The 20,872-nt window shown below is 64.0% G+C and carries 21 protein-coding genes; 6 read left to right on the top strand and 15 right to left on the bottom strand.

What is annotated here, in order from left to right; genetic code table 11:
* Nucleotides 1–12 precede the first annotated feature (12 nt).
* The 4 genes from OK352_RS00680 to OK352_RS00695 form a co-directional block, all read right to left on the bottom strand.
* The gene (locus OK352_RS00680; protein WP_265139466.1) at nucleotides 13–843 is read right to left on the bottom strand and encodes a carbohydrate ABC transporter permease; all 831 of its coding nucleotides are present in this window, start codon (nucleotides 841–843) and stop codon (nucleotides 13–15) included.
* Complete coding sequence (locus OK352_RS00685; protein ID WP_372338068.1) at nucleotides 840–1,802, bottom strand: carbohydrate ABC transporter permease; 963 nt, start codon at nucleotides 1,800–1,802, stop codon at nucleotides 840–842. The genes OK352_RS00680 and OK352_RS00685 overlap by 4 nt, the downstream gene beginning before the upstream one ends.
* Before the next feature lie 6 nt (nucleotides 1,803–1,808).
* Entirely contained in the window at nucleotides 1,809–3,086 is a 1,278-nt protein-coding gene (locus OK352_RS00690) for a sugar ABC transporter substrate-binding protein (protein WP_265139467.1), read from the bottom strand.
* A 140-nt stretch (nucleotides 3,087–3,226) separates the two neighbouring features.
* A complete protein-coding gene (locus OK352_RS00695) occupies nucleotides 3,227–3,691 on the bottom strand; it encodes a nucleoside deaminase (RefSeq protein WP_265139468.1) in 465 nt (154 codons plus the stop codon).
* Between the two features lie 55 nt (nucleotides 3,692–3,746).
* Here OK352_RS00695 and upp point away from each other — a divergent pair, with 55 nt between their 5' ends.
* Together upp and OK352_RS00705 are read left to right on the top strand one after the other, a co-directional pair.
* A complete protein-coding gene (upp, locus tag OK352_RS00700) occupies nucleotides 3,747–4,379 on the top strand; it encodes a uracil phosphoribosyltransferase (RefSeq protein ID WP_265139469.1) in 633 nt (210 codons plus the stop codon).
* A gap of 523 nt (nucleotides 4,380–4,902) precedes the next feature.
* Nucleotides 4,903–5,598, top strand: a complete 696-nt coding sequence (locus OK352_RS00705) for a winged helix-turn-helix domain-containing protein (protein ID WP_265139470.1) — start codon at nucleotides 4,903–4,905, stop codon at nucleotides 5,596–5,598.
* Nucleotides 5,599–5,605: 7 nt separating this feature from the next.
* On the opposite strand, the gene OK352_RS00710 is transcribed toward OK352_RS00705, so the two are convergent.
* On the bottom strand, nucleotides 5,606–6,514 hold the full coding sequence (locus OK352_RS00710; RefSeq protein ID WP_265139471.1) for a GNAT family N-acetyltransferase: 909 nt from the start codon (nucleotides 6,512–6,514) through the stop codon (nucleotides 5,606–5,608).
* Between the two features lie 470 nt (nucleotides 6,515–6,984).
* Here OK352_RS00710 and OK352_RS00715 point away from each other — a divergent pair, with 470 nt between their 5' ends.
* On the top strand, nucleotides 6,985–8,466 hold the full coding sequence (locus OK352_RS00715; RefSeq protein ID WP_265139472.1) for a hypothetical protein: 1,482 nt from the start codon (nucleotides 6,985–6,987) through the stop codon (nucleotides 8,464–8,466).
* Nucleotides 8,467–8,521: 55 nt separating this feature from the next.
* Nucleotides 8,522–8,965 carry a MarR family winged helix-turn-helix transcriptional regulator gene (locus tag OK352_RS00720; protein ID WP_265139473.1) on the top strand — a complete coding sequence of 148 codons (444 nt, stop codon included), beginning with the start codon at nucleotides 8,522–8,524 and terminating at the stop codon, nucleotides 8,963–8,965.
* Here OK352_RS00720 and OK352_RS00725 read toward each other — a convergent pair.
* The 3 genes from OK352_RS00725 to OK352_RS00735 are packed head-to-tail and all read right to left on the bottom strand — an operon-like array spanning nucleotide 8,962 to nucleotide 10,818.
* Nucleotides 8,962–9,972, bottom strand: coding sequence for a YihY/virulence factor BrkB family protein (locus tag OK352_RS00725; protein ID WP_265139474.1), 1,011 nt, complete (start codon nucleotides 9,970–9,972; stop codon nucleotides 8,962–8,964). The two genes, OK352_RS00720 and OK352_RS00725, sit on opposite strands and share 4 nt — an antisense overlap.
* On the bottom strand, nucleotides 9,965–10,201 hold the full coding sequence (locus OK352_RS00730) for a hypothetical protein (protein ID WP_265139475.1): 237 nt from the start codon (nucleotides 10,199–10,201) through the stop codon (nucleotides 9,965–9,967). Before OK352_RS00730 ends, OK352_RS00725 begins: the two co-directional genes overlap by 8 nt.
* Before the next feature lie 56 nt (nucleotides 10,202–10,257).
* Complete coding sequence (locus tag OK352_RS00735; protein WP_265139476.1) at nucleotides 10,258–10,818, bottom strand: HAD domain-containing protein; 561 nt, start codon at nucleotides 10,816–10,818, stop codon at nucleotides 10,258–10,260.
* A 127-nt stretch (nucleotides 10,819–10,945) separates the two neighbouring features.
* On the opposite strand from OK352_RS00735, the gene OK352_RS00740 reads away from it, so the two are divergent.
* Nucleotides 10,946–11,863 carry an aldose 1-epimerase family protein gene (locus tag OK352_RS00740; RefSeq protein WP_265139477.1) on the top strand — a complete coding sequence of 306 codons (918 nt, stop codon included), beginning with the start codon at nucleotides 10,946–10,948 and terminating at the stop codon, nucleotides 11,861–11,863.
* 396 nt (nucleotides 11,864–12,259) lie between these two features.
* On the opposite strand, the gene OK352_RS00745 is transcribed toward OK352_RS00740, so the two are convergent.
* The 5 genes from OK352_RS00745 to OK352_RS00765 all read right to left on the bottom strand — a co-directional run bounded on the left by OK352_RS00745 (nucleotide 12,260) and on the right by OK352_RS00765 (nucleotide 18,303).
* A complete protein-coding gene (locus tag OK352_RS00745) occupies nucleotides 12,260–13,792 on the bottom strand; it encodes an arabinosylfuranosidase ArfA (RefSeq protein ID WP_265139478.1) in 1,533 nt (510 codons plus the stop codon).
* A 36-nt stretch (nucleotides 13,793–13,828) separates the two neighbouring features.
* Nucleotides 13,829–14,728 (bottom strand): carbohydrate ABC transporter permease, encoded by a 900-nt coding sequence (locus OK352_RS00750; RefSeq protein WP_265139479.1) that lies wholly within the window; start codon nucleotides 14,726–14,728, stop codon nucleotides 13,829–13,831.
* A gap of 1 nt (nucleotide 14,729) precedes the next feature.
* Nucleotides 14,730–15,659, bottom strand: a complete 930-nt coding sequence (locus OK352_RS00755; RefSeq protein ID WP_265139480.1) for a carbohydrate ABC transporter permease — start codon at nucleotides 15,657–15,659, stop codon at nucleotides 14,730–14,732.
* A 55-nt stretch (nucleotides 15,660–15,714) separates the two neighbouring features.
* Nucleotides 15,715–17,055 (bottom strand): extracellular solute-binding protein, encoded by a 1,341-nt coding sequence (locus tag OK352_RS00760; RefSeq protein ID WP_265139481.1) that lies wholly within the window; start codon nucleotides 17,053–17,055, stop codon nucleotides 15,715–15,717.
* 240 nt (nucleotides 17,056–17,295) lie between these two features.
* Entirely contained in the window at nucleotides 17,296–18,303 is a 1,008-nt protein-coding gene (locus OK352_RS00765) for a LacI family DNA-binding transcriptional regulator (RefSeq protein ID WP_265139482.1), read from the bottom strand.
* Nucleotides 18,304–18,613: 310 nt separating this feature from the next.
* Between OK352_RS00765 and OK352_RS00770 the strand changes: the two genes are divergently transcribed.
* Entirely contained in the window at nucleotides 18,614–19,597 is a 984-nt protein-coding gene (locus tag OK352_RS00770; protein WP_265139483.1) for an SDR family oxidoreductase, read from the top strand.
* A 34-nt stretch (nucleotides 19,598–19,631) separates the two neighbouring features.
* Here the strand turns inward: OK352_RS00770 and OK352_RS00775 are convergent, their stop codons facing one another.
* Together OK352_RS00775 and OK352_RS00780 are read right to left on the bottom strand one after the other, a co-directional pair.
* Nucleotides 19,632–20,156 carry a hypothetical protein gene (locus tag OK352_RS00775; protein WP_265139484.1) on the bottom strand — a complete coding sequence of 175 codons (525 nt, stop codon included), beginning with the start codon at nucleotides 20,154–20,156 and terminating at the stop codon, nucleotides 19,632–19,634.
* A gap of 200 nt (nucleotides 20,157–20,356) precedes the next feature.
* Nucleotides 20,357–20,767: a hypothetical protein gene (locus OK352_RS00780; RefSeq protein WP_265139485.1), complete on the bottom strand. Its 411-nt coding sequence runs from the start codon at nucleotides 20,765–20,767 to the stop codon at nucleotides 20,357–20,359.
* Between the last annotated feature and the right edge of the window lie 105 nt (nucleotides 20,768–20,872).

The raw sequence follows: 20,872 nt of genomic DNA on the forward strand, positions 1-20,872 counted from the left end.
GTCTCGCCGCGGTCATCCCTTCACGGCTCCGGCGACAAGACCATTAGACAGCTTGCCCTGCACCAGAACGAAGAAGATCATCACAGGAATGGTGATCACCGTGGATGCGGCCATGACAGCACCCCAGTCGTTGGAATGCAGACCGAAGAACTGCTTCAGCCCAATAGCTACTGTGTAGTTCTGGTCTTCACCGCCGAGCAGCGTCATGGCAAAGATGAACTCGTTCCACGCCGTGATGAACGAGAAGATGCTTGTCGCGACCAGCCCCGGCGCGACGAGCGGCAGCAGCACCGAGCGGAACATGCGCCCCCAACTCGCGCCGTCGAGATACGCGGCCTCTTCAAGCTCGACCGGCACAGCGGCGACGAAGCCGCGCAGCATCCAGATACCGAACGGCAGCGAGAACGCCAGATACACGATGACGAGGCTTGTCAACGTGCCGAGCAGTTGCAGATCGCGCACCTGAACGAACAACGGAATGACGAGTGCTTCGAGCGGCACCATCTGCACGGCGAGGATCATCATGAGCATGCCCGTGCGGAAGCGGAACCGGAAGCGCGCGACGGCGACGGATGCGAAGAGGGCAAGCACCGCAGAGATCAGCACGGTGAAGAACGCGACCACCGCTGAGTTCCCCAAGAAGCGCAGGAAGTTGCCCTCGGTGAAGACGAACTCGAAATTGACGAACGAGAATTCGCGAGGGAGGAGGGACTGACCACCGCTCGATGCTCGAGCATCGAAGGCACTGGAGACCATCCAATAAGCGGGAAACAGCGTGAAGATCAGCAGCAGCGTGACGAGAACGGCCTTGGTGATCTTTCGCCCGAGAGTCTGTCGCCTCACAGTTCGTCCTCCTTCAAGAGGTAGCGCACATAGATGGCGGTGACGATGAGCAGCAGCAGGGTAAGAAGCACGGCGATGGCTGAGCCGAACCCGTAGCGGTTCTGACCGAACGATTCGACATACGACCACACGCCAAGGTTGAGCACTTCGCGGTTTGACCCGGACCCGCCCGGCATCAGATAAATCTGTGCGAATACCTTGAAGTCCCAGATCGTCGAGAGGATGAACACAACGGCGAAGACCTGCCGAAGGCTCGGGAAGATGATCTGGAAGAACCGGCGCACGGGGCCGGCTCCGTCCATCTCTGCGGCCTCGAGCATCTCCTGCGAAACACCGAGCAGGCCGGCGAGCACGGTGACGGCGACGAACGGGAAGCCATGGTGGATGATGTTGATCACGACAATGGCGTAGAAGGTCACGGGATTGGTGAACCAGTTGAACGGCTGATCCATGAGTCCGATGCCCTGCAGCATCGAGTTCACGAGGCCGTGATCGGCATCGAAGATCCAGATCCAGACGTAGGTTCCTGTGACAGCGGGCATCGCCCAGGCGACCATGATGGCGCTGCCCACGATGAGCCGCCACACTCTGCCGAGTGAAGCGAGCAGCAGTGCGACAAGCGTTCCGAAAATCACCGTGCCGAGAACCGCGACGATGGCGAAGCCGACGGTGTTCGGCAGAACCACGGTCCACAACTGACTGTCGGTGAAAATCTCGACGTAGTTGCCGAAGCCGATCCAGTTCGGCTCTCCGCTGACAATTTCGCGCAGACCGTAGTCTTGCAGCGAGAACAGGAAGACGCGGACGAGCGGCCACAGCAGAAGCCCCGCGAGCACGATGAGCGCGGGGGCGAGCAGAAGCCAGGGCCGGGTTCGGACGATGAGCGGCGTTCGCCGTCGCGGTGGGGCCGCGGGCGGACGCCGTCCGCCCGCGGCCTTGTGTGGTGTTGTTACCGCCACGAAGGGTTACCCTTCTTCGTTCATGATGCTGTCCATCTCGTCGGCAGCATCTTGTGTCGCCTGGTCCACCGTCTTCTGCCCGGACAGGATCGCCTGGATCATCGCGTTGACGGTCTTCTTTGCCTGGACCGCGCCGAACGTGGGCGTGACAGGCACAGAACCTCCGCCGTCGACCATCTGCGTGGCGAACGGCTTCACGAGCGGGTCGTCCGACCCCATCGACTTTTCAAGCAGTGAGGTCTGGCCGGGGAAGTAACCGGTCTGCTCGCCCCACTTCTCGGCGAACTCACCCGTTGTCATCATCTCGACGAATTGGAAGGCAAGGTCTTCGTTCTTCGTCGTATTGAAGATGCTCAGGTGCGATCCACCGAGCACAGATGGCGCAATCCCGCCGTCCTGGCCGGGGATGGGCGCCGCGGCGAACTTACCCTCGAGGTCGGGGTTGTCCTGCACGACCGTCGCCGGAGTCCACGACCCTTGAAGGGCCATCGCCACGTTGCCCTGCGTGAAGTTGTCGAGGACGTCCGTCTCGTTCCACGTTGTCGCTCCGGCGGAGGAGAAGCCGTGCTCGGTGGCGAGGCCAGTATAGAAGGCAATGCCCTCGCGCGATTCGGGGCTCGCGAGACCGGACTCCCACGTGTCACCGTTCAGCTCCGAGATCTCGCCGCCCGCACCCCATACCCAGGGGTAGACACCGAACTCGGCGTCACCGGGGACGGCGAACGGGATCATGTCGGGCTTTGCTTCCTTGATGGCGTTTCCCACCTCGACGATCTCGTCCCACGTGGTCGGTGCTTCGAGCCCCAGCTCGTCGAAGACGTCGCTGCGGTAGATCAGTGAGCGTACGCCCGCGTACCAGGGCATGCCGTAGAGCTCTCCGTCGTACGTGCCCGATTCGACGAGCCCGTCGACGAGATCATCGCTCAGCCCGGCCTCGTCGACTTTCTCGCCGATCGGCATCAGTGCTCCGGCGTCGGCGAACTCGGCTGTCCACGTCGTCCCCGTCTCAGCGACATCCGGCGTGGTTCCACCGGCGATCGACGTGACGAACCGGTCGTGCGCGTCTGCCCACTGAACGTACTCGACGTCGAGAGTTGCTCCCGTCTTCTCCTTAAACGCATCTCCGACCTCGTCGAAGAAGGCTTCGGAGTCCGGGTTCGTTCCCTGCATGATCCACACGGTCAGGGTGTCGCCGTCCGACGAATCGGAGCCTCCCCCTGAGCATCCGGTGAGCGCGAGGCCAGCCGTTGCAAGTATCGCAAACGGCACGAGTCGCTTCTTCATTTGTCTCCTCGTTGACACATAGAAAAGGAGCGTCGCGCGCTCCACGAATTGGTGATGAAAATAATCTTCACAGAAGAACGGAAGTTTGTAAACTTCTCTCACAAATGAGCAAAAGTCTCCTTCCGACTGACCGCTCCAGGTCAGACTTCGCGGAAGAAACGGGTCAGTAGCTCACCGCATTCGCGCGCCCGTACGCCGGGCACGACCTCAACCGTGTGCATGAGTCTTCGGTCGCGCAACAGGTCGTGGATGCTGCCCGCGGCACCCGCTTTCTCATCCCACGCCCCGAAAACGACAGTGGGAATGCGCGCCGCGAGGATCGCGCCCGCACACATGACGCACGGCTCCAAGGTGACGACGAGGACGGCATCGTCAAGCCGCCATTCCCCGCGCGTCGCTGTTGCCGCGCGAATGGCCTCGATCTCGGCATGAGCCGTCGGATCCGAGCGCGCCTCCCGCGCATTTCGCCCGCGGCCAATCACGGCCCCCGCCGCGTCGACGATCACGGCGCCCACCGGAACATCACGGGTCTGCAGCGCTGCCGTCGCCTCGTCGAGAGCGAGGCCCATCAGCTCCTCGTGATGCGGGTCGACGCCGAGCGGCATCCGGATTCTCCCTCTTGTGCTTCACCGTGCCCATGTGGGCTGTAGGTTTAACAGTATGCGAGTGCACGTTGCCGATCATCCGCTCATCACCCACAAGCTCACGGTGCTGCGCAACAAAGACACGTCGTCGCCGACGTTCCGGGCCCTGACGGACGAACTCGTCACTCTGCTTGCCTACGAGGCGACCCGCGGTGTGCGCACCGAGCCCGTGGATATCGAAACGCCCGTGACAACCACGACCGGGCTCAAGATCAGCACGCCTCGCCCGCTCGTCGTACCGATTCTGCGCGCCGGGCTCGGGATGCTGGACGGCATGGTCAAGCTGCTGCCCACCGCTGAGGTGGGCTTTCTCGGCATGGTGCGCGACGAAGAGACGCTCCAGCCCATGACCTACGCCGAGCGGCTGCCGGACGACCTCTCAAACCGCCAGTGTTTCGTTCTCGACCCCATGCTCGCGACCGGCGGCTCCCTGGGCGCGGCCATTCAGTTCCTCATCAATCGCGGCGCCGTCGACGTCACCGCCGTATGCATTCTCGGCGCACCCGAAGGCCTTGAGCGTCTCAAGCGCGAAACGGAGGGGCTCGACGTCACAATCGTTCTGGGTGCTCTCGACGAGCGGCTCGACGAGAACGGTTACATCGTGCCGGGACTCGGAGACGCCGGCGACCGCCTCTACGGGCTCGTCTGACCCGTCACTCGCTGTTCTCCCTCAGCCCCGCGATCCTCCGTGGGTCGGGAGCACGAACGTGTAGCACGTCCGTGACCGGATGTCGTCGACAGTGACCCGCGCACCCATGTGGAGCGCGCTCGGCCGTAAAAGGTTCTGTGAGCAGCAGCATCCGGCGCCCATCACTGCAAAATAATCTGCATCCTGATTCGTTTTCACTCGCAGAATCATCATTGTTACGCAGTCAAACGTCATTTACTGCAATGATTTGACACACCGATTCGCGCACGGTTTAGATTGATGTCATGACACACAGCACGCGCACCCTGAGCTCCGTCGAGTTCCGTGGGAATGCCGGGTCGATGATGGCCGGCATCGCTGCTGTCATGTGTTGTCGAATGTGCCGCTAACCACTTTCCACTCGCGCCACACATCACCGGATGCTGTCAGCATCCCTCACTTTCGACACCACAGTTACCTCGCCGGGCCCCGACAGACGTTGGAGCGGCTGCGGCGACGCATACCCATCATCTAAGGATCTTTCATGTCACTCGCTACTGCTTTCCCCCAGTCCGCCGCCCAGACCGCGCCCGCCGAGAACCGCTCTCGTGCGCTCCGCGCCGTGCCCGCTGCTCCCGAGCCTCGCGGGTTCGCCCTCTACGTCGGTCTCGACGAAGACGCCGCGCGTGCTGCCGGCACGTCGCTCGGCGCCATTGTCGAAGCCGTCAAGAAGACCATCGACGAGCTTGCGCCGGCGGCACAGTCGTACGCTGCCGTCGCACTGGCACCGGCCGGCGTCGGAGGCCGCGACGTTGATGTCGTGCGCCTCGCCCTGCAGGAGCCCACAGCTGTTGCGCGCAACAGCGCAGGCGACATCGAGGAAGATGAAGAGCTCGACCGCGCACACGCGGGCGTCGTGATCGACATTTCACGCAAGCGCGTCGTCCTCGACAACGCGACCGCCACGCTGACCTACAAGGAGTTCGAGCTGCTGCAGTACCTCGTGCTGCGCGAGGGTCGCACGATCGAGCGCATCGAGCTGATCAATGCGCTGTGGTCCGAACACGAGGGCGACATCCCGAACGAGCGCACCATCGACGTGCACGTACGCCGCCTGCGCTCGAAGCTCGGTCGCTACGAAGACATCGTTCGCACGGTGCGCGGTGCGGGATACCGCTTCGACCGTCACGCCGACGTCTCGATCCGGCACGCCTCGACGCCGTCGCCCGACCTCTTCTAAGCGGCGATCACGCGGCGCCTGCACCTGTAGGCATGCCGGGGTAGCCGTCAGGCGTAACCCACAGCTGGGCAGTGACGATCTCCCGGCCTGCCGCGAGCGCGTTGCGCAGGGATGCGGTGTTGCCCGGGTGGATGTGCCCCCAGAGCACGTCGCCGGTGTTCGGCAGCCGTCGCGCTAGCTCGCGAAGTGTGGCACGGCCGATTCCGCGCCCGCGGTGATCGGCATCGATGCAGATCTCTTGCATGCAGTGCCCGCGCAGCCCGAAGGAGTCATCACGAATAGCGGCGACGACTCCGGCCGAGTCGCCATCCACTCTCACGTCGAAGAGCAGCCCTTCCGCCGCGCACTCCGCCAGCGATTCTTCATCCTCCGGCGTCGCCCAGTCGGCAATGCTCGGGCGGGATGCTGCCAGCTCAGCGTAGATGGCCGAGACACGCTGCGCCGCAGCATCTGATTCGATCGTCTCGAGCGCCACGAAAGGCTCATCGTCGTTCGACGTTCGCACAGTCAGATCAGCGACCTGCCCTGCGACAATCCACATATCCACCGTCGCTGTGGCCTCCCCTGACGCGGCGAGCTCGGGTATCAGGGTGCGCGGTTCAGGGGCGTTCACGCGCAGACACAGCGGCGCGAAGGCCGCATAGTGCGGCAGGATCTCGGCAAGTGCGGTGATTCCCGCAGCATCCGGAGTCACGGACGTCGCGATGATGTCGACGAACGGCTTCGAGAGATCGCCTCCGCGAAACCGGATGCCCGTGACCGCCCAGTTCCCGTCAGCCAGCTCGATGCGGCGGTTCGCCCAATCGAGTGGATCGCCCACGTCGAGGCCCGTCAACCGGCGACCGGTCGCGCCCCACTGCTCGTCGCCGACGAGCCCGAGCTGCGGTTCGAGCCATGCGGCGAGGTTCTTGCGCAATGTCGGCGACCACTCCCGAACCTGGGCGGGAGCCCACCGCTCGGCAGCGTCGAGGTGCTGCTGCGTGGTGTGTTCTGTCTTGACGATTCGTCGTCCTCCGTATGCTCGCCGAGTGGTCCGCGCTCCAGACTATGTGACCCAGGCGGCGATCGCTTCGCCGCCGTTGAGCGAGTGGATAGCGTCCGCCCAGAACATTGGCAGAAAAATAACGCTTTGGTAACTAGACGCTGTTACCTTTCCGTTATATATTCGAAGAGCGTTAGTTGTTTTGCTGTGGCAGCTAACGCGGAATGTGATTGCAGGACACTCTTGGTGCAAGGGAGAGGGCCGGTCGTAAGCCTCTACGACCGGCCCTCAATCTGTTCAGCGCCTCTCGGCGCAGCCTCGCCCGCACCTCACATGGGGAGCCCTCCACCTCGAACGCACGCACGCAGCGCTGTAACGTGGGCGTCGAAGGTGAGGTGGGCTCGATGCGGCGTTCACGCATGCTGATATTCGCCGGTGCGAGCGTCGCCGGGATCGCCGTCGTCGCTGCGGGGCTCAGCGCTTTCGCTCTGCATCAGGCGACGCATTCAGGCGTTCTGTGGGAACACAAGCTCAGCGCGGGGAACCAGTCGGCCACCCACGTGGCTGTCCTCGAGGGCGACATCTATGAGTTCGACAGGCCGACCGACGACAACGGGGCACGCGACTTCACCCGGACGATGGTCACGAAGGTCGACGCCGCAAACGGCCACGTCCTGCAGCGATGGACGCACCCGTCGCTCTCACTCCCATTCATCACCGGCGACAACGAGATTCTCTTCTCAACGGAACAACGCGCACCCGACTCCGACGGTGCGACAGCAGAACTCACGCTGTACTCCCCCACGGATGAGCGCGTCTGGAAGGCCGAGATTCCCCACGGGCCAGACGAGTCTGTGTACGTCACAGCGGCCGCCGACAGCAGCGTCCACGTCGCTGTCTGCGGGGGAAGCGATTCTGTCGAACCACCCGAGACGTCAGCACTGACGAAAGCCACCGAAGTGTCAACGTGTGCCCTCGTCACCATCGATGCCGCGGGCACAGTCAGCCCACCAGACGACTTCGCGTACCCGTGGCAGGCCATGCCCGGCGACGACGTGTGGATGGACCATCCGGGAACGGTGCTCCCCCGCGTCACACTCGTGCCGCGTGACCTCTCGCGCATCGACGTCATCAGTCCGTCGTCAGCCGAAGCGCTCGCGACGCTGCCGTTCTCAGCTGACGATCACGTCTCTGATGTGCTGGTAACTCCCGAGCGCGTGGTAACGATTGCGCATGAAAGCGAAAGCGGCTGGTGCGAAATCCGCTCCCACGGCACGGCGGAGGCGGGACCATTTTCTTGGGTGTCCGCGATCGCGTGCGATCCGACAGATGTCGCCTCGCTCGCCGCCACGACGGACCCCTCCGGCCCTATTCATTTGGCGATCTCGAACGACGACCTCACGATCGCAGCAATTGACGCATCATCGGGAACCCTCCACGTCGTTCCCCCGAGGAGCTTCGACCATCACCGCATACCGCTGACTCACGACAAGCAGCGTCGGCTCACCGAGGTCGCTGCGGGCGGCTGGATCGTTCAGGCCACAGACGCGGGCGAGTGCGAGGTAACGAACGCAACGGAACCGCGCGAACGATTCGACATCGCCGTTCCCGGCTCACTGACGCTGCCGGCATCGGCACACGGAATCACGATGGCTCTGCACAGTGACATCACGAAAGACAGGGACGAACTGCCCGGGATGCTGCGGTTCAATCCCCTGGCGTTGATGTCGGATTTCACCAGTGTCTCGATCGTCAATGCGGCTACCGGAAAACTGGCCGCCCGTGCGTTCATCTCGGTGCCGCTGACCTCGATGATCGCCCTGAACGACAATCGCGCGCTGGTCACGACCGAAGACGGGCGCGTGCTCGTCATCGGCGCACGGTGATTGTGGGCACGGCCTCCGATGTCACCCGTATCCTGGGTGAAGGAGGAGCGAGCATATGCCGAAGAGATCAACAGCGGTTTACGCCTGGGAATCACTGTTCCGTGCCCAAGTTCAGGTGATGCGGGTACTGAATGATGAGTTTCCGACACACTCCATCTCGATAAACGAGTACGACATTCTGTTCAACCTCTCGCTCGAGCCGGAGCACTCCGCACGGCTTCGACTGCTGAACTCGCGCGTGCTGCTCAGCCAGCCCAGCGTCTCGCGCATGGTCGACAGACTGGTCGAACGCGGTTACGTCGAGAAGGTGCAAGACGCCAGCGACGGACGTGGAACGATTGTGCACATGACGGATGCCGGTTACCGCGAGTTCCGGTCGATCGCTGTGAAGCACATGGCCTCGATCACCAACGTCATGCAGGCAGCCCTCACCGACGACGAGCTCACGCAGCTCACGGAACTCACCACAAAGGTACGCACCACGACGGCTGGCTGCTAGTCGCCAAACGACCGGCGCAGCTTGCGTGCGGCGATCACCGCCTTGGCCTCGGCCTCGATCTTCTTGTCGATCATCGTCACGTCGCGGAGCGGCAGCTGAAGCGAGTACTCGGCCGCGATGCCCCGCTGCAACTGCCGAGCGCGTTCCAGCTCTGCTTCAACGCTGATCCCGAAGACGAGCGCCATGTTGCTCAGGTACAGCCAGATGAGAAACACGATGACACCGCCGAGCGAGCCGTACGTGGCGTTGTAGCTTCCCGCGTTCGACACATAGAGCACGAACCCGACCGTCGTGATCGTCCACACCAGCAGAGCCGTCACCGCGCCGAGCCCAACGAAACGGAACTTCGACGGCTTCACGTTCGGAGTGAAGTAGTAGAGCACGGCGATGAGCGCGACAGCCGCAAGAACCAGCACCGGCCACTTCGCGATGTTCCACGTCGCCACCGCAGCATCCCCGAGCCCGATGACGGATCCGACAAGGCGCGCGACGGGTGCGCTGACGATGAGCAGCACGGCCATGATCGTGATCGCCACGAGGCTCATCGCCGTTACGAACAGCACGGTTGCGCGGAGTTTGAGCGCCGGGCGACCCTCGGTGACGCCAAACGCGCGGTTCGCCGCTCGCGTGAACCCGTCGACGTATTTCGAGGCCGACCAGATCGCACCAAGAATACCGAGAACGAGTCCGAGCCCGGCACCTGGCGCCGTCATGATCGTGGTGATCGGCCCCTCGAGGGTCTTCGCCGTCTCTTCCGGAGCAACATCATTCAGCATCTGGATGAGCCCGGTGCTCACCGACCCGTCGGCGTTGACAAGGGACAGGATCGAGACGATCGCGACGAGGCCCGGGAAAAGCGCGAGCACGAGAAAATACGTGAGAGTTGCCGCGACATCGGCACCCTTGTTGACGGTGAACATCTGCACGGCGCGCATGTAGGCGGCCCGGATGCTGCGAAATCGCAGCCGCTTGGGGCGCTGCGACCCCGTGTCAGCGTTCTCACTCATCGTCGTCACCGCTCAGCGCTGTCGCCACAACATAGACGGCTGCGGCGGCCGCGGCGATCCCCACGCCGATCGCCACGGGAACGATCTTCTCTCTGATCGCCGCGATCGTCTCGTCGAGCTCTTCCCTCAGCTCATCGATGTTCAGCTGCCGGACCCACGGCCCGACCTCGCCTGTCCGCTTCTCCCGGTCAACCGGAAGAACCATCGCCCGCCCCGCGTGTTCTGCCATACCGTCACGCTATGAGCATCCGGCCCGCCTGGCAAGAGCCGCGCCGTGCGTCGCGATCAGGACACGGCGATCGGCGCCGCCGTCTGCGCGACGAGGAACGAGCGCATCTGCGCGAGGTGGAGCCGTTCGATTCCGTGCTCGTACACCGTCGTGAGCGTGAGTGACGGAGTGCCCGCCGTTGCCTCGGACACCATCTCACCGTGTGCCATCACCGCTTCGTCGTCGACCCACACGAAGGGGGCTGGAGAGTTCTCTTGGTCGGCGATGATGCTCTGTGCCTTCCACCAGCCGCGCCCGATATCTGAGCTGACAGCGTCGATATCCATGATCGCTCTGCCGCCGAACAGGCCGCCGAGCGCTGGAGCGAGGCTCGTCATCGACGCGTGCATCTCGTTCCAGGTTGAGAGCCACACAAGCTCCACATCGAACTCGTCGCGCAGGGCATCGAGCTCGGCCACGACCTCCGGAGCCCAGGTAAGAGGCATGCGACTCATCATGCCGCCGCCATACTCGATCTGTACACGCGTTGACTTCACCTCCGGGAAGGGTGGCTCGTCTGCGTTGATCGCTCCGTCGACGTCGAGGTACAGGCGGGTCTTCGCCTCTGAGTGAGACATTGTGCTCCTTGCCGATCTGTGCGGGATGATCAGTCAACCATCCGGCTCTGACATCGCCCTGGAATCAGCTATGAATCAGCCATGCATCGGTTCGTTGGCCGCGAACGCATACGGCAAGATGGATGCTATGACACGAGCGCTTTCAGGGCGGCAGATCACGCTGCGGCACGGGGACTATTCGGCATCCATCGCTTCGATCGGCGCCTCACTGCGAGCGCTGCAGTATGCCGGCCGCGATCTCGTGGTTCCGTTCGACGCTGACGACGTGCGGCCCGCGTACCGCGGTGCGACGCTCGTTCCCTGGCCGAATCGGGTCGTCGACGGCCGCTATGCCTGGCGGGGCGCTGAGCATCAGCTGGCGCTGACGGAGCCGGCACGCGGACACGCGCTCCACGGGCTCGGTGCCTGGCTGGACTACGGGATCGTCGAGCAGACCGACGACGCCGTCACGCTGGGAGCGGCGATCCCCGCCCAGGACGGATATCCCTTCGCCCTCGACGTTGCCGTCGCGTTCCGTCTTGACGCCGACGGCCTGCACACCGCGGTCACGGCGACCAATCGTGGCGACCAGGCGGCGCCCTTCGGCACCGGTCCCCACCCGTATCTGGTGGCGGGCGAGGGCCGCGTCGATGACTGGGCCGCAACGATTCCCGCCGAGAACGTTCTGACGGTCACCGAGGACCGCCTGATCCCGACGGGGCTCGAGCCGGTCGAGGGCACACGCTTCGACTTCCGCTTCGCGCACGCGATCGGGGACACGTTCATCGATCACGCGTACACGCAGCTCGCGCGCGATGCCGAGGGAATCGCAGCGGTGCAGCTTCGTTCGCCGTCAGGGACGGGTGTCGAGATGACCTGGGACGACGCGTGCCCCTGGGTGCAGGTGCACACGGCAGACCGCGATGACGCTCCTGAGATCAGTCGCATCGGTCTCGCCGTCGAGCCCATGACGTGCCCGCCGGACGCGTTCAATTCAGGAACGGACCTCATCACGCTCGACCCCGATGCCTCGGCGACGGCGAGCTGGAGCATCCGTGCTCTGTAACTACTGCACCGAGTAACTACTGCACCGAGTAACTACTGCACCGAGCGTGCACCCACGCAGCCAGAGAGCCTCGCACCGTTCAACCATTCGGAAAAACCACCCACCCCGCGGCGTGTCGCACACCGACACGCCGCAACGGGCAGCAAAATTCCGAATCGCTGAACGGTCTCATCCGCCCGCGCGCACAACTCCCCCTCCCCCAACGCAACTGAGCGCCAGTTCCGGAACCGGGCCCCAGAAAATTCTGTGGCGCAATTCCGAAACTGGCGCTCAAGCGGTCTTTCGCAGGGGCGCTGGCTCTGCGGGTCCTCAGACAGCAGAAGTCCGTGGGCCCCGCCCCATCGCAGCCGCCACGCGCGCGGCGAGTTAGCCACGCCGCACGCGTCACAGCGGCCGCTACGCGCGCGTGACGTCGACCTCCACAACCGCCCACGACAGCGCCGGGAGCCGGAGTGACAGCGTCGACCCATCGACCGAGACGCCGTCGAGCGGCGTCATCACGACCGGCTGCGCAGACTCCGTGTTCGACGTGAGGCGGTCACCGCCGTCAGGCACCGTGAGCACCTCAGCACGCGAGACACCGGATGCTGCAAAACCACCGAGCTTGACCGAGACATCCGCAGCCTCGTCAAGACCGCGGTTGGCGAGGAAGAACGCCACCTTGCCGTTCTCGTCGTCCCACGTGGCACTTACGTCGACGGCGTCAGCATCCCCGTATTTGGCGGTGTCGATCTTGTCGGACTCGACCGCCGTGCGCAGGATGGTGCCGCGTGCGAGCTGCGACATGCGCGCGAACGGCCAGAAGATGCTCTGGCGCCACGCCGGGCCGCCCTCTTCGCTGCGGATCGGCGCGATCACGTTGACCAGCTGCGCCTGGTTGGCGATGGTGACGCGGTCACCGTGGCGCAGCAGTGAGTTGAGGAAGGTGCCGACCACGACGGCATCCGTCACGTTGTACTCGTCTTCGATCAGGCGCGGGTGCTTCTGCCAGCTCTTCTCGACGTTGTGCGGCTGGTCGTCTGTGTCGAGGCCGCTCTGATACCAGACGTTCCATTCGTCGAACGAGAGGTTGATGCGCTTTCTCGACTTGCGCTGTGCCCCCACAGCATCCGCCGTGGAAATCACCGACTCGATGAAGTAGTCCATGTCGACGGCGGTGGCGAGGAAGCTCTTCGCGTCACCATCGTGCTCCTGGTAATAGGCGTGCAGCGAGATGTAGTCGACCTCGTCGTACGCGTGATTGAGTACGGCGTGCTCCCAGGCTCCGAAGGTCGGCATGCCCGTGTTCGAGCTGCCCACGGCGACGAGCTCGATCGACGGGTCGACGAGCTTCATGGCCTTGCCGGCCTCCTGCGCGAGACGCCCGTACTCGTCCGGCGTCTTGTGACCGATCTGCCACGGCCCGTCGAGCTCGTTGCCGAGGCACCACACCTTGATATCGAACGGATCCTCTGCCCCGTTCGCGCGGCGCATGTCGCTCCAGGCGGTGCCGCCCGGGTGGTTGGCGTACTCAACGAGTGCGCGCGCAGCATCCACGCCCCGTGTTCCGAGGTTGATGGCCTCCATCACCTCGACGTCGGCCTCGCGCGCCCAGTCCACGAATTCGTGCAGACCGAATGCGTTGGTCTCGATGGTGTGCCAGGCTCCGTCGATGCGCGTGGGGCGCTGGTCGACAGGCCCCACGCCGTCTTCCCAGTTGTAGCCCGAGACGAAGTTGCCTCCCGGGTAGCGCACGATGGTCGGCCCCATCTCTTTCACGAGCTCGAGCACGTCGCGGCGGAATCCACGCTCGTCTGCCTGAGGGTGTCCGGGCTCGTAGATGCCGGTGTAGACGCAGCGTCCCATGTGCTCCACGAACGAGCCGAAGATGCGCCGAGGCACGTCTCCGACACGGAAGTCGCGGTCAATGGTGATGCGGGCGGTGGTCATGGATCTCCTTGTGTGTTACTTATCTGGTCAGCCGGGCTACTGTCCGCCGAAGCCGGTGGTAGCGATGCCCTTGATGATCTGGCGTTGGAAGAAGAGGAAGACGATGATGAGCGGCAGCGCGGCGAGAATCGCCATGGCCATGTTCTGGGCGTACTGGATACCGTAGGCGCTCTTCACCGTCTGCAGTCCGACAGGCAGCGTCATCAGCTGCGGGTCGTTGATGATGATGAAGGGCCAGAGGAAGTTGTTCCATGCCCAGACGAACACGAAGATGGATGCTGCCGCGAGAATCGGCCGCGACAACGGCATCACGATCGACGTGAACACGCGCAGCCGGCTCGCGCCGTCGACGCGCGCGGCCTCTTCGAGCTCGACGGGTATCTGGTCGAAGAACTGCTTGAGGATCAGCACGATGATCGGCTGCACGACCTGCGGGAGGATGAGCCCCCAGTACGTGTCGACAAGGTTCATCGCGAGCATCTCGTAGAACAGCGGCACGATGAGCACCTGCGGCGGAACGGCGATCGCCGCGATCACGATGATGTACACCGTCTTGTTGCCGCGGAACCGGATGCGCGAGAACGCGTACGCGGCAAGCGCTGAGGTCAGCACCGTGATGGCGGTGATCAACGCCGAGGTGAAGAGGCTGTTCCACGCCCAGATCGGCACGTTGCCCTCGGCGAGCACCTTCGCATACGCCTCGAGGGTGTACCCGTGGGCGGGGAAGAGCGTCGCGGACCCCGCAGCATCCGTCTCAGTTTTGAGCGAGGTGACGATCGCCCAGAAAAAGGGCAGCAGCCACGAAATGGCGAGCACGATCAGCACAGCAAGGGCGGCGATTCCGGCCGGGCCGAGCTTTTTACGCTTGACCGGGGCGATGGATGCTGCAGAGCGCCCCTCTGCAGGAACGGTCAGGTGTTCGGTCACTGTCGACATGTCATGCGCTCCTTCGCGCCGTGATGCGGAACTGGATCACCGAGACGATGATGATGAGGATGAAGAAGATGTACGAGATCGCCGATGAATAGCCGAACCTGAATCCCGTGAAGCCGCTCTCGAAGATGTACTGAATAGCCGATCGCGTCGTTCCCGCCGGACCTCCCCCGGTCATCTGGTAAATCTGGTCGAAGACCTTCAGCGACGCGAGCAGCTGCAGGACGATCACCATAGCGGTCGTCGGCCCCAGCTGCGGGATCGTGATCGAGAACAGCGTGCGCCAGGGGCCGGCCCCATCGAGCGATGCCGCCTCGTACTGGGTGTCCGGAATGTTCTGCAGCGCCGCGAGGTAGAGCAGGAAATTGAAGCCAATCGTCCACCACACCGTCGTGACGACGACGGAGAGCATCGCGAGGTCCGGATCCTGCAACCAGGTGACGGGGTCAACGCCGAACCAGCCGAGAATGGCGTTGAAGAGCCCGAGCTGCGGGTTGTACAGCCACACCCAGATGAGCGAGACCACCGTCGAGGCGAGCAGGTACGGCATGAAGAACGACAGGCGCCACAGCCATTGCCCGGGCAGCCCCGTGTTCACAAGGAGCGCGAGTGCAAGCGCGATCACGACGAGGGGAACGGTACTGAGGATCGTGAACCACACGGTGTTGAGCATCGACCGCCACATGTCGGGGTCGCCGAGTGCCTCCGCGTAGTTGGCGACGCCGATGAAGTCACCGCCGGCGCCGGTGAGGCTCTGGTTGGTGAAGCTCAGGTAGATTCCCCAGAAGATCGGCACGAGCATGAACAGAATGAACAGGATGCCGAAGGGGGCGATGAATCCCCAGCCGGTGAGGGTTTCCCGCGGTTTGCCTGGGTGCGACGACCGGGCCGTGGCTCCGGTGTCGGAAAGAACGTTTTGGGCAGTTGCCGTCACAGCGAGACTCCTTCGTCGTCGCGCAGCGCCGTGCGCTGCCGAATCTGTCGTGCGCTCATACCGTCACCGGATTCGGCTTCGAGAGCAGGGTGTTGATGCGGGCGATGAATGATGAGAAGCCCGCTTCGGGCGTTGTGCCGCCGAGCATGACGCCCTGGATGGCGTCGAGGAAGTAGTTCTGAAAATCGGATCCAGAGCCCGTGAACCAGGCTGGCGGGTCGTAGTTGATCAGATCAGCAGCATTCGCGTAATGCGCTTGTGGAATGAGGTCATCGTACGCCGGGTCTTCGATGACCGGCAGGTACGCGGGGATGTGCCCGGCGCCCGCCCACTCGATCGAGTCCTTGAGGAGCGTCGACATGAATTCGTATGCGGCACGACGCTTCGTCTCGTCGGGGTTCGATTGGTGGGGAAGCACGAAAGCGTGTGAATCCGCGTACACGGCGGGAGTGCCGAACAGTGTCGGAATCGTCGTGGCGTCGAAAGGGATCCCGGCGTCTTGCATCGTCCGCAGCTCCCAGACGCCCGAGAAGAGCAACCCGCTCTTCCCACCGGCGAACTCGGCGATGCCGTTGTTGATGTCGCTGTTCTTCGCGGCGACCGTGCCATCGACGAGCTTCGTCATGTACTCGAGCGACTCGATCGCAGCATCCTCGTCGAACTGCGCTGGCTTGCCGGTCTCGAGCACCATGTCGGCACCGTGCTGCTTGTAGAACGTGTAGAACAGCCGCCACAGCTGCGCCCCATCGTTGAGGTATCCCCACGAGAGCCCGTGCTGACCGGTGACCTTCTGCATCTCGAGGGCCATGTCGAGAAACTCGTCGGGAGTCGACGTCTCGATGAGTTTTCCGTCTGACGCGAGAACTCCCGCGTCGTCGGCGACCTCGGTGTTGAAGAACATGATGAACGGGTGCGAATCGAGCGCAACTGAGTAGAGCTTGCCGTCGGTGAACCCCTTCTCCCAGATGCGCGGCTTGAACGTGTCTTCGGTGATGTCGAACTCGGCGAGCAGGTCGAGATCCCACGGGTCAAGAAGTCCGCCGGGCGCCCATCCCGTCACACGGCTCGCGTGCATGATCGCGATGTCGGGAGCGCGACCACCCGCTGCAGCCATGGCGAGCTTCGTGTAATACGGGGCACCCCAGGCGAGAACCGTCTGGTCGACGGCGAGATCGCCCAGCTCTTTCTCGACCTCGGCAACGAGCGTCGCCATCGTGATGCCGTCACCGCCGCTGAGCAGGTGCCAGTACGAGAGATTCGTGATTCCGGATGCTGCGCCAGCGGCCGTGCAGCCGGTCAGCGCGGGGGCCGCGAACGCGCCGCCGAGCAGAGCGGCAGTTCCGGCAAGCATGCGGCGCCGCGACAGTGCGGGACCGCCCGGACGAGATCGTGTCATGAACATCACTCCTTTGTGTTTGTGCGGGACACCATCATGGAATCACCATCATTACATCGATGTAATAGGCGGCGCAAGAGGTCCCTCGCACGAGAAGGTGCGATCACTGGATCAGACGATTACCGTTCACACATTCGGAAAAAACAAAACTGTGCGGCGTGTCGCGGGCTGTCTCACCGCGTGTCGCCCAAAAGTTCCGATTCGTTGAACGGCGGCGCTATGGGCGGGCGCTCTCCCCTATTACGCCCGGGTGCTCTCCCGCACCACCACGTCATACGGCACCCGCACACGTTCGGGCTCGAGCCGCGGATTGCCGAGCCGCTGCTCAAGCCGCCCGATCGCACGCGAAGCGAGGTCGCGCCGATCGAACGCGACGGTCGTCAGCGGCGGAACCGCGTACGGGCTGTCGACAGTGTTGTCGAAGCCCGCCACCCGCACATCGTCAGGCACGCGCAGCCCCCGCGCCCACAGCACGTTGAGCACGCCGAGGGCCATGGTGTCGGTGAACGAGAACACGGCATCAGGAACCTCGTACGTCTCGTCGAGGAACGAGGCAAAAGCGGATGCTGCGCCCGCAGCCGTCCACGCGTCGCAGCCGATCTCAAGAGCAGCATCCGGCGCCAGCCCCGCCTCGCGGAGGGCGTCACGGTATCCCTCCGTCCGCTGCCGAGCCGTCGCTGTCTGAAACTCCCCGATGGGCGACCCGACTGTCGCGATGCGGCGGTTGCCTCCGGCGATGAGGTGCCGTGTCATGTCGCGCGCAGATTCTCGGCTGTCGACACCGACGAGGTCGACGAGGCTCTGCTCCACCTCGCCGATCAGCACCAACGGCGGCAGGTTCTGCACCTGCGCGATCACGCTGTCTTCCAGCGTGATCGGGTTGAGGATCAGGCCGTCGACGAGATGCGCTCGCGCCCGCGACAGCAGCTCGCGCTCACGCTGAGGCTCGGCGCCGGTCTCTTCCACCTGGATCGCCCAGCCGCGCCCGTGCGCAGCCTCCACGAACGCGCCGATGGTCTCCGCAGAATACTGGGTGTCGAGATTGGGCAGGGCCAGTGCGAGAACCCCAGACCTCCCGTTGCGCAGCCCGCGAGCACTCAGATTGGGCACGTAGTCGAGCTCGGCCATCGCCTGTTCGACACGTTCTCGTGTGTCGGGGCGCACGAACACGACGCCGTTGATGACGTTCGACACCGTTTTCGGCGACACCCCAGCCCGCGTGGCCACGTCACGCATTGTCGCTCGCATGTTCTCAGCCTAATCGGCGCCGGCACGGGGGCGCGGCATCGTCGGGTACGGCTCTACCCGATACGGCACTACCCAATACGGCACACTGCTCGGTACGACACCGCCCGATACAGCACACTGCTCGGTACGACACACTGCCGCAGCGACGACACACCCGCGCCAGGGAAGGGAAGACAAGGGGCTACGCCGAGGATGCCGGGCTCGTCGACGCGCCCGAGACGGCACAGCGGGAAGCAAAGCACCGTGCAGGTCGCGACGCCGAGAGCGCGGGGCATGGCCATGCGCTCCAGCATCCGGCATCATGAGTGACATGACACGAGTTCTTTATATCGGCGGTTCCGGCGTGATCAGTTCTGCGTGCGTGCGCGCATCGCTCGAGCGTGGCCACGAGGTGACCGTGCTGAATCGCGGGCGCAGTACTGAGCGGCCGCTTCCCGCCGGCGTCGAGCAGCTGACGGCGGACGCCAGCTCACCAGCATCCCTCGCCGATGCCCTCGGCACACGCGAGTTCGACGCCGTGGCGCAGTTCGTCGCGTTCAGCCCCGAGCACGTGCAGCGCGACATCGAGTTCTTCACCGGCCGCACCGGCCAGTACGTCTTCATCAGCTCGGCGTCCGCCTACCAGACGCCGCCGGCGCGCCTGCCCGTCACCGAGTCGACGCCGCTGCGCAACCCGTTCTGGCAGTATTCTCGCGACAAGATCGCGGGAGAAGACGCGCTGGTCGCCGCGCATCGCGAGCACGGATTCCCCGCGACGATCGTGCGCCCCTCACACACCTACGACAAGACGCATCCGCCCACGATCGGCGGTTGGATTGACGTCGCCCGCATGCGCGCGGGCAAGCCTGTGATCGTGCACGGCGACGGCACCAGCCTGTGGACGCTCACGCACACCTCAGACTTCGCCGTCGGGTTCACCGGGCTGCTGGCCAACCCGCTCGCGATCGGCGACGCGTTCACCATCACCGGCGATCACGCGCCGACGTGGAATCAGATCTACGAGTGGCTCGCAGATGCGGCCGGCGCCACGGCCGACATTGTGCACGTCACGAGCGACCGCATCGCCGCTGCTCTCCCCGATCTCGGTCCTGGTCTGCTCGGCGACAAGGCACACTCGATGGTTTTCGATACGAGCAAACTCCGTGCGCTCGTGCCCGAGTTCGCCACGACGATTCCCTATTGGCAGGGTGCCCGAGAGCAAATCGCCTGGCTCGATGCGCAGGCAGAGCAACAGAGTCCGGATGCTGCGCTCGATGCTGCCTTCGATCGGCTCGCTGCCGAGGCGCGGCCCTGATCTGACGCCCGCACGCGCCGCGGTGCTTCCCCCGTCACCGCAGTCGCGTGCAGTCCCCTGAGGTCTCGCCGCCGACGTTGTTCCCGTTGCCGTTCACTCCGCCATTGCCAGAGCAGCTGAGGTCGCCGCCCACGGTGTTCTTGACGATTGTGCTGTGCTGACTGCCCGTAACGCTGAGTGCACCGTCGAGTGTCGAGAGCTTCACAACGGCACCGTCGTTGTCAGAAAGCGTCAGGTCACCGGTGACGTCCGTCTTGGTGACGACGACTTCGCGGGCACCGTCCACAGTCACCGTGCCGTCCACCGAGGTGTCGATCAGCTTGACGACCGTGTACCCCGTGAACGCCAGGTCGTCGGTGAACTCCTGGTTTTTCAGCACGCAGACGCCGTCATCGCCTGACTCACTGTGCGCATCGCACATCTGGGCAGCGACGTCCTCTGCTGAGTCGTTCGCCCCGGCATCTTCGTCGTCTTCGGCGGAGTCATCGGACTGGTCCTCACCCGGCGACGTCGTCGCGGGGGCAGACTGCGTGGCCTCATTATCCGGGGCGTCATCCACTGCCGGCGCGCAGCCCGCAAGTCATAGCCCGGCAAGGGCAACAATGGCAAGCGCACACGAGATCCGGCGCATAGCGTTCCTCCTAGAAGTTAGGGTTTCGAAGCGCAACGCCGTCGGTGCCGATGCGGGTGGCATCACGTTCACGATATCCCCACATCCCTCCAAGGATGCTTACAGTTGTTACTCGGGTTGTGCACCGGTCAGTCGATGCCGGCGCATTGGTTGACGGCCGAGCCCGATACCGCGTTGCCTTCGCCCTCGACTTTGCCGTTGCCCGAGCAGTTCAGGTCGCCGTGCACGGTGTTGCCGGAGATCGTTCCGTGCTTTCCGCCGTCAAGAGTGAGCGTTGCCCCGATGCTGGTCTTCGTGACGACAGCATCCGCATTCGCCAGCATCTCAAGATCCCCCTGCACATCGCTGCCGGTGATGACGACGCTCTCGGCGCCGATGATCGTCGCCTCGCCCGTGATCGCCGTGCCCACGAGCTTCACCACACGCGTGCCATCGAAGACGATGTCGCCGTCGATCTCTATGTTTTCGAGGACGCACGCGTCATCGTCGTCCGCCGTGCTCTCTGAGGCGCAGATTTCGTCAGCGTTCTGCTCGTCCACGGCGACATCGGTCGCTGACGGCGCCAAGCTCGGCGGAACTGACGGTGTCGCTGTCGGGCCGGCGTCGCTGTCGGCGGGAGCGCATCCTGCCAGGCCAACCGCGAC

The sequence above is a fragment of the Microbacterium sp. MPKO10 genome, assembly GCF_026107415.2.
Taxonomy (GTDB): Bacteria; Actinomycetota; Actinomycetes; order Actinomycetales; family Microbacteriaceae; genus Paramicrobacterium.